Source organism: Pseudoxanthomonas sp. CF125 (assembly GCF_900104085.1).
GTDB lineage: Bacteria > Pseudomonadota > Gammaproteobacteria > Xanthomonadales > Xanthomonadaceae > Pseudoxanthomonas_A.
In genome coordinates, this window is sequence record NZ_FNLD01000001.1 from 961,485 (window position 1) to 974,103 (window position 12,619).

Below are 12,619 nucleotides of genomic sequence, written 5' to 3' on the forward strand. Positions count from 1 at the left end.
TGCCTGCTCAGGCGAGTCGGTCTGCGGCAGCCACGATATCCTCATCGCCCGGCAACACCAACAAGGCGGCGCCAGCCAATGGCGTGTAGGTGTCCACACCCACCACGCGCTGGAACGGGCGACCGGCAAAACCGGCCTCGGCGATGGCGGTGATCACCCCCTCGCCCACGCCGGCCGAGTGACGGCCTTCGTCGATGATCAGGATGCGCTTGGCGGTACGGGCCTGCTCGGCTATGAAACCCTCGTTGAGCGGCACCAGCCAGCGCAGATCGACCACGCGCACCTTCCAGCCATGCTTCCCGCCAATCGCCCACGCTGCGCGCAAACTCATCGGCACGCCATTGCCGTAGGTGAAGATCACCAGATCGTCAGCATCCTGTTCGTAAACGCGACCCTCACCCAAAGTCATCGCCTGGTCCGGTGCAGGATAAGTGGTCAACCATGCGCCATCACCCGGCTCGTACAGGTCCTTGGTCATGTACAGGGCGATGGGTTCAAGGAAGATGCTCACCCGCCCATCCACCTTCGCCAGCGCGGCCAACGTGCGCAGCATGGTCGCGGCATCGTCGCCGCGCGACGGACAGCCGACTACCAGGCCGGGAATATCGCGCAAGGCGGTGATGGAATTGTCGTTGTGGAAATGCCCGCCGAAGCCGCGCTGATAGCCCAGCCCGGCCATGCGCACCACCATCGGGTTGCGGTACTGGTTGTTGGAGAAGAACTGCAGCGACGCCGCCTCGCCACGGATCTGGTCGCAGGCGTTGTGGAAATAAGCCAGGTACTGGATCTCCGGCACCGGCAGCATGCCCAGGTTGGCGTAACCCTGGGCCAGGCCCAGGATCATGGTTTCGTCCAGCAAGGTGTTGAACACGCGGCTGTTCTTGAACGACTTATGCAAGCCCTTGGTAACGGTGTAGACGCCGCCCTTCTGCGCTACGTCTTCGCCGAACAGCAGCGCTTCGGGATACTTGCAGAACAGATCGTGCAGCGCGTTGTTGATCAGAAGCGCCAGATGCCGTGGCGGCTGCGCTTCGGGTAGTTTCTCCGCGCTTCCGAAAATCTGCAGGCGCTTTTCCGCATAGTCCGCGCGTTTTGCCTCGGCCATGACTTTGTCCGGCGTGTACGGCGCCAGTGGCGCAACCACGTCTTCCAGGCGGGTGAGCTTGGGCGTCTTGTCGGCCGCATCGGCGGCAGCGAAGCAGCGCTTGCGGATGTCTTCGTACAGAGCCAGCAGTTGCTGCTTGGTATACAGGCCGGATTCCAGAGCAATGGCCGCCGAACGCAACAGCGGATCGCCCGCCTCCACCGCGACCAGCTCTTCGATGGGACGCCATTCGATCTCGAAGTCGGTGCCGGCGTGGCCCATGATGCGGGTGGTGCGCAAATGCAGGAAGGTGGGGCGGCGGGTGCGGCGGCAATGTTCCACCGCCGCCTGCACCTGGCCGTAGCCGGTGGCCAGGTCCAGGCCATCGGCGTAGAAATAATCCAGGTCGTCGCGCTTGGAGAAATTACGTTCGATCCAGCCGCCCGGCGTCTTCACCGATATGCCGATGCCGTTGTCCTCGCACACGAACAGCACCGGCGCGGGCAGCTTCTGGTAAGACGTCCACGCCGCGGCGTTGAACGCGGTCTGCGCAGTGGCATGATTGCTGGAGGCGTCGCCGAAGGAACAGATAGCGATGCTGTCGTCGGGAATCGGCGAAGCATGACCGATGCGCTTGGCCTGTTCGATGGCCACCGCCGTACCCAGCGCCTTAGGCAGGTGCGAGGCGATGGTGGAAGTCTGCGGCAACACCCACAGTGGCTTTGAGCCCCATACTTTGTGACGGCCGCCCGAGGCCGGATCTTCGGAACTGGCCGCGAAGGACAGCGCCGAATCCATGATCGGATCCATGCCGGGCAGCTTGCGGAAACGCTCGGCCATGAACGCGCCGGAACGGTAATGCAGGAACGCCGGATCGGTATGCCGGGTCAGGCGCGCGACCATCGCATTGCCTTCGTGACCGGAACTGCCGATGGTGTAGAAAACCTTGTTCTGCACACGCAGCACGCGCGCCATCAAGTCCAGATGGCGCGAGACCAGCTGCGACTCCAGCAGTTCGGCGAAGGCGCCGGCATCCAACGCGCTGCCGTCGAGGATCGCTTCGTGCAACGCGGGCCGGGCTTGCGCCTGTCCGGTCCAATCGTTCACGAACTCGGTGAAGTTCTGATCGCAGATTTCGGCGCGATTGAGGCCCTTCATGCGGGCGGGAATGGGTGTGGCGGTCATTGGTGTTTCCGTAGGTCGGGCCTACGCGCCCGACTGCAATTTGCAGCGTCCCCGGAATACCGGGCGTCGGGGGCGTAGCCCCGACCTACGCTCAATCGATATAGGCCAACAATGCGGCGTTCTCTGCCTGCGGTTCCGGCATCGCCACGAATCCGGGCTGGCTACGCACGCGTGCAAGCCAGTCGCGCAGCGCCGGGAAAGGAGCCAGATCGAAGCCGCCCTGATGAGCGACATCGGTATAGGCGAACAGCGCGATGTCGGCGATGCCGTAGTCGGCGCCGGTGAACCAAGGCGCGGAATCAAGGTGTTTCTCCATCACTTCCAATGCCTGCACGCCACGCTCCCGCAAGCGCGGCAGGTCGGCGCGACGCGGCGAATCGAGTGGCGTCCAGCCGCGAATGAAGCGCGCAACGGCGATGTAGGGCTCATGGCTGTATTGTTCGAAGAACATCCAGCTCAACGCCTGCGCACGCAACCAGGCGTCGGAAGGCAGGTACGGAGTGCCTTCTGCCAGATAGCAGAGGATGGCATTCGATTCGACTAGGATGCGGCCGTCTTCGAGCTCCAGCATCGGCACCTTGCCGTTGGCATTCTTGGCAAGATATTCCGGCGTACGCGTCCCGCCCTGGGAGCTGTCGATCTCCACCCACCGGTACTCGTGCCCGATCTGTTCCAACAACAGGCGCAACTTGTGGCAATTGCCGGAAACCGAATAGCCGTAAACGGTGATCATGCCCTGCTCTCCTTCTTGCGATTGGCCATCCATTCTTCGCGCGACTGCCCCCAGATCTCGACCGGCTTGGCGTCGTGCGGCGCGGGCAACCAGCCCATGCGCAGAAATTTCGAACCCAGTTTCGCCGCCACCGACTTGGAATTGGCGTTGTCCTCGGCGATGGTGTGGATCACCTCGTCCCAGCCCAGCTTGTCGAATGCCCAATCGGTGGCGGCGCGCGCGCCTTCTGGCGCGTAACCCTTGCCCCAGTGTTCGCGCGCGATGCTCCAGCCCACTTCGGTACCCGGCCAGCCTTCCGGCTGCCAGGGGCCCAGGCGACCGACCCATTGGCCGGTCGCTTTCTCGATCACCGAGAAGAACCCGAAACCCTGCAGATGCCACCCGCCGACCACCGCCGCGAATGCGCGCCATGCGATCGGCCGTGGTTGTACGCCGCCGATGTGCCGCGCGGATTCCTCGTCGGCGATGAAGGCAGCCCATGGCTCGAAATCCTGCACCTGCGGTGGGCGAAGAATTAGCCGTTCGGTTTCGAGCTGAAGATCAAAGATGCTCATGAACTCTCGCTGTTCCCTTCTCCCATCCGCGCCCGCAGGGTGTGCAAGGCTGAGAAGGTGGCGCGAAGCGACGGATGAGGGAGTGGGAATGACTCGCCAGTGATGGATCTGCAGAGCTGACAGTCCATTCCCTCATCCGCCCTACGGGCACCTTCTCCCAGTGGGAGAAGGAAAATCAAAAAGCGTTGATGCCAGTCAATTCTCGACCGATCACCAACTGGTGCACCGTCTCGGTGCCTTCGTAAGTGATAACCGATTCCAAGTTCAACGCATGACGAATCGCAGCGTGCTCGGTAGTGATGCCGGCGCCGCCCAGCAGGTCGCGGCATTCGCGGGCGATGTCGATGGCCATGCGGCAGTTGTTCCACTTCGCCAGCGAAACCTGCGCAGGCTGCATGTTACCGGCGTCCTTCAACCGGCCCAGCTGCAGCGACAGCAACTGCGCCAGGGTGATGCGGCGGGCCATCTCGGCCATCTTGATCTGCGCGCTCTGGGTGGCCGCTACCGGGCGCTCGAACAGGATGCGTTCCTTGGTATAGCCCAGCACTTCGTCCAAGCAGGCGATGGCCGCGCCGATCGGGCCCCAGGTGATGCCGTAGCGGGCCTGGGTCAGGCAGCCCAGCGGACCCTTGAGGCCTTTCACGTTGGGCAGGCGGTTGGCTTCGGGCACGCGCACGTTGTCGAAGAACAGCGCCGAGGTGACCGAGGCGCGCAGGCTCATCTTCTTGTGGATTTCCTGGGCCTTGAAGCCGGCGAAATCCTTCTCCACCACGAAACCCTGGATACCGTCTTCGGTCTGCGCCCAGACGATGGCGATATCGGCCAGATTGCCGTTGGTGATCCACATCTTGGAACCGTTGAGGATCCAGTCGCTGCCGTCACGCTTGGCATTGGTCTTCATGGCGCCGGGATCCGAGCCGCCCTGCGGTTCGGTCAGGCCGAAGCAGCCGATGACCTTGCCCGCGGCCATGTCCGGCAGCCAGCGCATGCGCTGTTCTTCGCTGCCGTAGGCGTAGATGGGGTACATGCACAGTGAGGACTGCACGCTGACGAAGCTGCGTATGCCCGAATCGCCTCGCTCCAGCTCCTGGCAGATCAGACCGTAGCTGACCGCATTCAGACCGCCGCCGCCGTATTGTTCCGGCAGGGACGAGCCCAACAGGCCCAGGTCGGCTATCTCGGACACCAATTCCTTGGGAAACCGGCCCTGGTCGAAGGCATCGCCGATGATCGGGCGCACGCGCTCGTCGGTGAACCGGGCCACGGTGTCCTGCACCGCGCGCTCCTCTTCGCTGAGCAGGGAACGGATGTCAAACAGGTCGTAGGGGTTCAGAGCCATTCGCGGAAGCCGGTTCGGGACAGTCCGCCATTGTATTCGGCCCCCGTGTAGCGCCGTAACCCCATAGTTTGCCGACCAGAAACGGAAAAGCCGGCGAAATCGCCGGCCTTCCTGGTTGATACGCCGAAGCGGCTCAGCCCTTGCCGTCGCCTTCCACCGAAGCGGTCTGGGTGACGACCTGTCCATCGATGACCGGCAGGCGGTCGCCCGGCTTCTCGTCCATGCGGATGGTCTTTTCCTGGCCATCGAAGCGGTAGGTCACGTCGTAGCCCACCACCTTGTCGGTATTGCCCATGGCGATACGGGTGCCGGGCTTGCTGCCCATGCGCATGGTGCCGGTGGTGCCGTCGGCATTGCGGTAGGTCACGTTGTAGCCGGTCACGCGCGAGGACTCGGAGCTGGTGTTCTCGGTATGGCACTGGCGCTCGGTTCGGCTGACCACCCGGCCACCCACGTGGTTCTTGTCTACCTTGTTGCCGATTACGCCGCCAACGACTGCGCCCGCCGCAGTCGCGGCCTTCTTGCCGTTGCCACCGCCCACCTGGTTGCCCAGCAGGCCGCCGATCACCGCGCCCGCGACCGTGCCGCCGGCGTTGCCGTCGCGTTCGGGCAGGCGTTCCTGCACCACCACGTCCTGGCACACCTCATGCGGGGTGTTGGTGGTGGTGGTTTCGCGCACCGGTTCGCTGCCGATCACAGTGGCGTAGATCTTGTCCTTGTTGGTGATGGGATCGACCTTGACCACTTCCGCATATTGCAGCGCGTTGGGCTCGATCTGGTTGTCGAGCGGCGCCTGGTCCAGCGCGGTATCGGTTTCGGCGGACACCGGCTCGCCGGTAGTCGCGTTGACGAACTCGGCCGGCTTGTCCCGATTATTCATATAGGCCGCAGTGGCGATGCCTCCGAAAAGCAGAGCGCCCGTGGCGATCAGGATCGTGGTGGTATTGCTTTTCATGCCAACCTCCGTGCGGGCGGCTCCCGCGTTATCGTTGGGTCAATTGCAGCACGACATAGCTGAACAACAACCGGTTTCGCCCTGCCCAAACCGCCCGTAGCATGAACCGGACCGGAGGCCATAGCTCGTGGTAGCGTGTCGTCCGTCACATCACTTCCGAACCAGGCAAATGGCTACTCCTCTCTTGTTGCCCCTGTTGAACTGGGCCAGAAAACTGCGGTACCCGACCCTGTTCAAGATTACCGCCGCGCTGTTCGCGATCACGCTGTTCATCCCCGATCCGATACCGCTGGTCGACGAGATCCTGCTGGGCCTGGGTACCTTGCTTTTGGCCAATTGGAAAAACCGGAAAAATCCCACGGTCATAGATTCGGATGGCGCGCAAAGATAGGTGGAAGCATGCTGGTAGACAGCCATTGCCACCTGGATGCGCCGGAGTTCGACGCCGACCGTGAAGCGGTAATCCATCGCGCCCGCGCCGCCGGCGTGACGCAGCAGGTGATTCCGGCGGTCGATGCGGAGCATTGGCCGCAGCTGCGCGATATCTGCCGGACGCATCCCGGATTGTTTCCTGCCTATGGCCTCCATCCGATGTTCCTGGACTCGCACAGGCCCGAACACCTGCAGCAGCTGGGAGACTGGATCGCACGCGAGCGGCCGGTCGCGGTCGGCGAATGCGGGCTGGATTTTTTCGTCGAAGGTCTGGACACGGACACGCAGCAACTTTATTTCGATGGGCAGCTGACATTGGCGCGCGATTTCGATCTGCCCGTGATCGTGCACGCGCGGCGCGCGGTGGATGCGGTCATCGCATCGTTCAAACGCATCGGCAAGTTGCGAGGCGTGGTGCACAGCTTCTCCGGCAGCCCGGAGCAGGCGAGGCAGCTATGGCAATTGGGTTTCATGGTCGGCATCGGCGGCCCGGCGACCTATTCGCGCGCCAATCGCCTGCGCGGACTGGTGGCGGAAATGCCGCTGGAATACCTGCTGCTGGAGACCGATGCGCCGGACCAGCCCGATGCGGAAATACGCGGGCAGCGTAACGAACCAGCGCGGCTTTCTTTCGTCTGCGAAACCATTGCGGAATTGCGCGGCGTCGATGCGGCGGCTATCGCTGCGGCCACCACCACCAATGCCCAACGCCTCTTCAACTTGCCCAGTGCACCGTAGGAGCGACGTAAGTCGCGATGGAGTCTTGCCAGAATATGGTCCGTCGCGACTTACGTCGCTCCTACGCTTTAGTTTTTTTCAGCAGCTCCAGCGCCTTGGCGACCATGGCGAAAGCGAACGCGCCGGTGATGTGCGTGGCGGCACCCAGGCCCGCGCCGCAATCGAGCTTCAGCGCCGCATCGGGACCGAGTTGCGGACGCACGCCGCAGACGCTGCCGTCGGCCTGCGGGTACTTCACGTTTTCCAGCGAATAAACGGCCTGCACGCCGAAGTAGCGATCGGGGTTCTTCGGAAAATTGAATTCGCTGCGCAGCTTCTTGCGGATCAGCGCCAGCAATGCGTCGTGTTCGGTACGGGACAGATCGCGCAGGCGTATCTGGGTGGGATCGGTACGCCCGCCGGCGGACCCTGAAACGACGATGGGCAACTTGCGGCGGCGGCACCAGGCGATCATCTCCACCTTGGTGCGGAAGCTGTCGCAGGCATCCAGCACCAGGTCGAAATTGCGGTCCAGGAGTTCTTCCAGATTGGAGGCGGTCAGGAACGATGGCACCGCTTCCACTTCGATCAGCGGATTGATCGCCCGGCAGCGCTCGGCCATGGCTTCGGATTTGTTGCGTCCGTACTGGCCCTCCAACGCGGGCAACTGGCGATTGGTGTTGGACACGCAGATATCGTCAGCATCGATCAGTGTGAGATGACCCACGCCGCTGCGGGCCAGCGCCTCCACCACCCAGGAACCCACACCTCCCATGCCGACCACGGCCACGCGGCAGCCGGCGTATTTTTCCACCGTGCCCTGGCCATACAGCCGATCGATGCCGGCGAAGCGTTCGCGCAATTCGTTCTTCATCTCACTATTGTAAACGTGGCGGAATGCGTGACGCGCGTCGTACTATTCCGGGCATCATCACTCAAGGAGCCCGCCGCATGGCCAGCCAACCCGCAAAAGCCTCCAACGCATCGCGTTACTTCTTCCTGTTCCTGATCGGCCTGGTGATGGGAGCGGTGCTGACGGTGATGGCTTTGCGCGCGATCCAGGCCCGGCAGGATCCGTTTCCGGACAGCGTCATGCACGTAATGGAAAAGCAGGCCGGCCTGCTGAAGCAGAACGGCGAGCAGAGCCGCTGCGCAGTGACCGACACCCTCCCGCGTCTGCAATCGCTGCGCGCGATCAGCAACGACCTGGAACTGGCCTTCCCGGACGAGGCCCAGGACCAGCGCTTCGTCGGCCATGCCAGCAGGCTGCGCGCCACGTTGAACGCGGCCATCGCTGCGCCGCCCGCCGATTGCGCGGCGCAAGGCATCGTCACCCAGAAGATCGGCGAGGACTGCAAGGCCTGTCATCAGGATTTCCGCGGCTGAACGAAGGCTGGCGGAAATTCGTGGCCCGCCGGCCTACGGGGCTGGATTGACGCGCGGTTCATGCGTCGCGCAACACGATGGCTTCCACAGGCGTCGGGACCGACGCCGTGTCCCGAAACCTTTGGATGCCTAAGGAGAACCGCATGAAGATTCGATTGCTCGCCATGGGTGCGCTGGCCGCCGCGACGCTGGCCGGCTGCGCCACTACTTCCCCCAATTATGGGTACGGCAGCCCCGCTCCGGCTTCCTCGCAGGCGCGCTGCTACGATTGCGGCATCGTCACCCGTATCGACGCTGTGGCTTCGGGCCGCACCGCACCGTCCAAGACCGGCGCCGTGCTCGGCGGCATTGTCGGCGCGATCGCCGGCCATGAAATCTCCGACAAGACCGGCGGCAGCAAGGGCAACCAGAACATCGCCACCGTGGCGGGTGCAGTCGGCGGCGCCGTCGCCGGCAACGCCATCCAGAACCGCGCCACTGGCGACACCTACGATGTGCACGTACGCATGGACGATGGCCGCACGGTCGTCATCAACCAGCGCGACCTTGCTGGCGTCCGCGAGAACACCTATGTCCGCGTAGTGAATGGCCGGGTAGTGATCCGCTAATCCAGGGTTCCAAACCTGTACCGTTGTCGAAGAAGGCCCGCCATGTGCGGGCCTTCTTGGTCATGGCAGCGGCAGCTCGCCGCGATGCGCGCATCCGGTAAGCCGCACACCGCCCAGCTCGATCCCGGCCTGCCACGCCGACGCGGCATCGGCCATGCCATCCGCGCAGTAGCCCGGCGTCAGTTCCACCTTCGCCTTGGGAGAAGCCGATGCCCATGCGTAGCCGCTGCCGATCTTTTCCACCGCGGCCATCGCCTGCAACGGCGGGCTGTCCGGACGCTCTAGCAACCAGCCGGTCGGCGAAACGCGCAGCGACCAGAAAGGTTCGGTGCCGCTAGCCACGAACTGCGCCTGCTCGGGCGCCGCATCGCAGCGCGGTCCTTCGGTATGGGCGCGCTCGATCGCAACCACCTCCATCTTCCCGCCCTGCTCCCTCGCCCAAGCGTCCAGGAAGAATTCCGGTTTGCCTACCGGGGCCTGGAAACGGTCGATGAAGCCTTTGGCCTGGACGGAAAGCGCGAGAATCCGCTGCCGGTCGCTGCCGCATGGCGTCAGTCCGTAACCGTCGTTGCCTGCCACTACCTCACCCCGGATGCGCTGCAGAGTCGTATTGGAAGGCGCCGACGGAGAATCGCCGCCGCCTGCGGCAGGACCGCTGCCTTGGCCTGCGCAAGCGCCCAACCCGACCGCCATGGCGGCCAGGACGATTGTTCTTTTCGGATGCATTCGCCAATTCATATGCACGCTCTCCACCACGGGCAAGGCGTCCAGGTGATCATATGCCCGACCCCGTCCCGCGTGACGCCGCTACTCTGCCACGCACTGTATTGGGTAAAAAAAAGCCCGGCACTATGCCGGGCTTCAATGTTTCGCGTAATGCTTTGGAAGGCGCGGGCGTGGCGCTCAGAGTGCCTCGACTGCGTCGGCTTGCAGGCCCTTCTGCCCCTGGACGACGGTGAAGCTGACCTTCTGTCCTTCCTTGAGGCTCTTGAAGCCCTGGCTCTGGATGGCGCGGAAATGCACGAACACATCCTCGCCATTTTCGCGGCTGATGAAGCCGAAGCCCTTGGCGTCGTTGAACCATTTCACGGTACCGTTTTCGCGATCTGCCATTTCTGCTAACTCCCTGGAACGGTTGGTGGATACGCCGTTGCTCCGGCGGCTGGTTGCAAGGAGGAAGCGTGTAACGTTGTAGCGGAACATGGTTCGACCGCATCAGGCCACAATGCACGGTGACCTTGGCAAGCGCAGCGGCTGAACAGTAACCCGCTATTTCTGAAAATGCAATAATTCTGACTGTTATCACAATCAATATAAGTCGTTGATTTAATTAGGGGAAATCTTTGGAATTACAGTCGCTGTACTACGCATTGGCGGTGATCCTGGTTTTGGTGGGCATCGCCGGGGTCATCCTGCCGGCCCTGCCCGGCCTGCCGCTGGTGTTCGCGGGCATGCTGCTGGCGGCCTGGGCGGGCGATTTCCGGCAGATCGGCTGGGTCACGCTGGTAGTGCTCGGGCTGCTGACCCTGCTTTCGATCGCGGCGGATCTGTTCGCCACCATGGTCGGGGCTCAACGCGTCGGCGCCAGCAAGAAGGCGTTGTTTGGGACGGTAATCGGCACCTTTGCAGGATTGTTCTTCATGCCGGTCGGTTTACTGGCCGGCCCCTTCGTCGGCGCGCTGCTGGGAGAGCTCTGGCACAGCAGGGAAATCGGGCAAGCGGCCAAGGTGGGCCTGGGCACTTGGCTGGGCATTCTGCTCGGCACCGTACTGAAGCTGGGTCTGGCGTTCGCGATGCTGGGCCTGTTCGCGTTCGCCTGGTTCGTCTAAGCGGCAGCACCCTGCATGCGACCTGTGCTCGATCTTGCGACGAGCGCGCGACATGCATCAAAGGTGGCGGCAGCGGCTGGTACGAGAGAAACTGATGGGAAGTTCGCTTTCCCCCCAGTCGAAAATGTGAGTTCAGGATGACGCACAAATTTTTTCGCCAGACGCTTCTGGCATCGGCCATGGCCGCTTCGTCCACCGCAATCGCGCAAGACGTGCCCGAGTCCACCGCCGCAACACCGGAAGCCTGTGTGGCGATAGAAACGGATGCGACCCGGCTGGCCTGCTACGACCGGGTGCTCGGTCGCCAGGCCAGGGACACGCAGGCCGCCGATGCGGCAGCCGAACAGGCCGCCGAATTGGCCAGACAGGAACGCAAGGCCAGCGCGCCGGAGTCCGATGCGTCGCTGCGCGAACGCGCGCGCCACCGCCTGGGTTCGGTCTTCGGCCACGACGACCAATACGCCGAGGCGCTGGCCAACGCCGGCAAGGGCTCGCTGCTGGACAGCCGTTGGGAACTGGCCAAGGACTCCAAGCTGGGCGTGTTCCAAATGCGCGCCTACAAGCCGGTTTATCTGTTTCCCGCGTTCTGGACCAGCGACACCAACAAGACGCCCACCTCGCCGAATCCCGACAACACCGTCACTGAGCCGCAGAACCTGACCAGCGTGGAGGCCAAGTTCCAGCTCAGCTTCAAGACCAAATTCGCCGAGAACCTGTTCGGCGACAACGGCGACCTGTGGGGCGCCTATACCCAGAGCTCGCGCTGGCAGGTCTACAACGGCGAGGAATCGCGACCGTTTCGCGAGACCAATTACGAACCGGAAGTGATGCTGGTGTTCCGCAACAACTACAGCCTGGGCGGCTGGAAAGGCCGCATGACTGGCATCGGCGTCAACCATCAGTCCAACGGCCGCAGCGATCCGCTGTCGCGCAGCTGGAACCGGGTGATATTGAACGTGGGACTGGACCGGGAAAACTGGGCTTTCGTGGTGCGACCGTGGTGGCGCATCCCGGACGGCAACGACGACGACAACCCCGATATCCAGAACTACATCGGCCGCGGCGATGCGATGCTGACGTACAGCAAGAACGGCCATGAGTTTTCGCTGCTGGGCAGGCATTCGCTGCGCGGCGGCGACGATTCGCACGGGTCGGTGCAGATGGACTGGGGCTTCCCCATCGACCGCACCCTGCGTGGACATCTGCAACTGTTCCATGGCTATGGCGAAAGTCTGATCGACTACAACCACAAGGCTACTTATGTGGGCCTGGGCATTTCGCTGCTTGAGTGGTTCTGAATCGCTACGCCGGTACGCCTATGCAATACGGATAGGCGCCGGCGCCTGGATCATTGCGAACTGCGCCAGCGCCGGTGCTCCACCATCAGGCACTGGTCCTGCACCACGTCGATGCCGCTGCGCAGCAGCGACTCGGCGAATGCGTCGTCGCGGATGCCGGTCTGCAGCCAGACCGTACGCGGGCGCGCTTTCAGGATATCCGGCAGATGCGACGGCAAGTCGCCGGGTTTGCGGAATACGTTCAGCACGTCCACGCGCCCTTTGACGTCGGCGACGGCACGCAGTACCGGCTTGCCCAGTATGTGGGTGACCTCCGGGTAGTAGACCGGCACGGGAATCACCTCGTAGCCCACGCGATGCAGGTAGGCGGGGATCATGTGCGCCGGCTGTGCGGCATGGGTCTCCGGCTTGATGCCCAGCACCGCGATACGGCGGATGCCGGACAGGAGCCGGTCGATCTGACGATGATCCTGGATAAGTTCGCCGCGCATGTGGACCC

General features: G+C 63.3%; 14 protein-coding genes and 1 pseudogene. 6 read left to right on the plus strand and 9 right to left on the minus strand.

Going from position 1 to position 12,619, the window contains the following annotated elements:
- Positions 1 to 7: 7 nt before the first annotated feature.
- From BLR66_RS04160 to BLR66_RS04180, 5 genes and pseudogenes are all read right to left on the minus strand, one after another.
- Positions 8 to 2,269, minus strand: a complete 2,262-nt coding sequence (locus BLR66_RS04160) for a thiamine pyrophosphate-dependent enzyme (protein WP_093280343.1) — start codon at positions 2,267 to 2,269, stop codon at positions 8 to 10.
- A 91-nt stretch (positions 2,270 to 2,360) separates the two neighbouring features.
- Entirely contained in the window at positions 2,361 to 3,002 is a 642-nt protein-coding gene (locus BLR66_RS04165) for a glutathione S-transferase family protein (RefSeq protein ID WP_218119596.1), read from the minus strand.
- Entirely contained in the window at positions 2,999 to 3,556 is a 558-nt protein-coding gene (locus BLR66_RS04170; RefSeq protein ID WP_093280345.1) for a GNAT family N-acetyltransferase, read from the minus strand. The genes BLR66_RS04165 and BLR66_RS04170 overlap by 4 nt, the downstream gene beginning before the upstream one ends.
- Positions 3,557 to 3,731: 175 nt before the next feature.
- Positions 3,732 to 4,895: an acyl-CoA dehydrogenase family protein gene (locus BLR66_RS04175; protein ID WP_093280346.1), complete on the minus strand. Its 1,164-nt coding sequence runs from the start codon at positions 4,893 to 4,895 to the stop codon at positions 3,732 to 3,734.
- 107 nt (positions 4,896 to 5,002) lie between these two features.
- Positions 5,003 to 5,850 (minus strand): annotated as a pseudogene (locus tag BLR66_RS04180) (glycine zipper 2TM domain-containing protein); the annotation flags it as partial.
- A 169-nt stretch (positions 5,851 to 6,019) separates the two neighbouring features.
- Between BLR66_RS04180 and BLR66_RS04185 the strand changes: the two are divergent.
- Positions 6,020 to 6,241, plus strand: coding sequence for a DUF6116 family protein (locus BLR66_RS04185; protein ID WP_093280348.1), 222 nt, complete (start codon positions 6,020 to 6,022; stop codon positions 6,239 to 6,241).
- Between the two features lie 8 nt (positions 6,242 to 6,249).
- On the plus strand, positions 6,250 to 7,020 hold the full coding sequence (locus tag BLR66_RS04190; protein WP_093280349.1) for a TatD family hydrolase: 771 nt from the start codon (positions 6,250 to 6,252) through the stop codon (positions 7,018 to 7,020).
- Positions 7,021 to 7,081: 61 nt separating this feature from the next.
- Here the strand turns inward: BLR66_RS04190 and BLR66_RS04195 are convergent, their stop codons facing one another.
- A complete protein-coding gene (locus tag BLR66_RS04195; protein WP_093280350.1) occupies positions 7,082 to 7,873 on the minus strand; it encodes a tRNA threonylcarbamoyladenosine dehydratase in 792 nt (263 codons plus the stop codon).
- Positions 7,874 to 7,950: 77 nt separating this feature from the next.
- On the opposite strand from BLR66_RS04195, the gene BLR66_RS04200 reads away from it, so the two are divergent.
- Positions 7,951 to 8,385: a hypothetical protein gene (locus tag BLR66_RS04200; protein WP_093280351.1), complete on the plus strand. Its 435-nt coding sequence runs from the start codon at positions 7,951 to 7,953 to the stop codon at positions 8,383 to 8,385.
- Between the two features lie 143 nt (positions 8,386 to 8,528).
- Entirely contained in the window at positions 8,529 to 8,993 is a 465-nt protein-coding gene (locus tag BLR66_RS04205) for a glycine zipper 2TM domain-containing protein (protein ID WP_093280352.1), read from the plus strand.
- Positions 8,994 to 9,053: 60 nt separating this feature from the next.
- On the opposite strand, the gene BLR66_RS04210 is transcribed toward BLR66_RS04205, so the two are convergent.
- On the minus strand, positions 9,054 to 9,731 hold the full coding sequence (locus BLR66_RS04210; protein ID WP_143014540.1) for a hypothetical protein: 678 nt from the start codon (positions 9,729 to 9,731) through the stop codon (positions 9,054 to 9,056).
- A gap of 165 nt (positions 9,732 to 9,896) precedes the next feature.
- Positions 9,897 to 10,106, minus strand: coding sequence for a cold-shock protein (locus tag BLR66_RS04215; RefSeq protein ID WP_093280354.1), 210 nt, complete (start codon positions 10,104 to 10,106; stop codon positions 9,897 to 9,899).
- Positions 10,107 to 10,336: 230 nt separating this feature from the next.
- Here BLR66_RS04215 and BLR66_RS04220 point away from each other — a divergent pair, with 230 nt between their 5' ends.
- Positions 10,337 to 10,822, plus strand: coding sequence for a DUF456 domain-containing protein (locus tag BLR66_RS04220; protein ID WP_093280355.1), 486 nt, complete (start codon positions 10,337 to 10,339; stop codon positions 10,820 to 10,822).
- A 137-nt stretch (positions 10,823 to 10,959) separates the two neighbouring features.
- Positions 10,960 to 12,120: a phospholipase A gene (locus BLR66_RS04225; protein ID WP_093280356.1), complete on the plus strand. Its 1,161-nt coding sequence runs from the start codon at positions 10,960 to 10,962 to the stop codon at positions 12,118 to 12,120.
- 50 nt (positions 12,121 to 12,170) lie between these two features.
- Here BLR66_RS04225 and BLR66_RS04230 read toward each other — a convergent pair whose 3' ends face one another.
- The gene (locus BLR66_RS04230) at positions 12,171 to 12,611 is read right to left on the minus strand and encodes a CoA-binding protein (RefSeq protein WP_093280357.1); all 441 of its coding nucleotides are present in this window, start codon (positions 12,609 to 12,611) and stop codon (positions 12,171 to 12,173) included.
- Between the last annotated feature and the right edge of the window lie 8 nt (positions 12,612 to 12,619).

Coding starts and splice junctions, on each gene's coding strand:
- BLR66_RS04160 (WP_093280343.1), bottom strand. CDS start 2,269: ATGACCGCCACACCCATTCCCGCCCGCATGAAGGGCCTCAATCGCGCC.
- BLR66_RS04165 (WP_218119596.1), bottom strand. CDS start 3,002: ATGATCACCGTTTACGGCTATTCGGTTTCCGGCAATTGCCACAAGTTG.
- BLR66_RS04170 (WP_093280345.1), bottom strand. CDS start 3,556: ATGAGCATCTTTGATCTTCAGCTCGAAACCGAACGGCTAATTCTTCGC.
- BLR66_RS04175 (WP_093280346.1), bottom strand. CDS start 4,895: ATGGCTCTGAACCCCTACGACCTGTTTGACATCCGTTCCCTGCTCAGC.
- BLR66_RS04185 (WP_093280348.1), top strand. CDS start 6,020: ATGGCTACTCCTCTCTTGTTGCCCCTGTTGAACTGGGCCAGAAAACTG.
- BLR66_RS04190 (WP_093280349.1), top strand. CDS start 6,250: ATGCTGGTAGACAGCCATTGCCACCTGGATGCGCCGGAGTTCGACGCC.
- BLR66_RS04195 (WP_093280350.1), bottom strand. CDS start 7,873: ATGAAGAACGAATTGCGCGAACGCTTCGCCGGCATCGATCGGCTGTAT.
- BLR66_RS04200 (WP_093280351.1), top strand. CDS start 7,951: ATGGCCAGCCAACCCGCAAAAGCCTCCAACGCATCGCGTTACTTCTTC.
- BLR66_RS04205 (WP_093280352.1), top strand. CDS start 8,529: ATGAAGATTCGATTGCTCGCCATGGGTGCGCTGGCCGCCGCGACGCTG.
- BLR66_RS04210 (WP_143014540.1), bottom strand. CDS start 9,731: ATGAATTGGCGAATGCATCCGAAAAGAACAATCGTCCTGGCCGCCATG.
- BLR66_RS04215 (WP_093280354.1), bottom strand. CDS start 10,106: ATGGCAGATCGCGAAAACGGTACCGTGAAATGGTTCAACGACGCCAAG.
- BLR66_RS04225 (WP_093280356.1), top strand. CDS start 10,960: ATGACGCACAAATTTTTTCGCCAGACGCTTCTGGCATCGGCCATGGCC.
- BLR66_RS04230 (WP_093280357.1), bottom strand. CDS start 12,611: ATGCGCGGCGAACTTATCCAGGATCATCGTCAGATCGACCGGCTCCTG.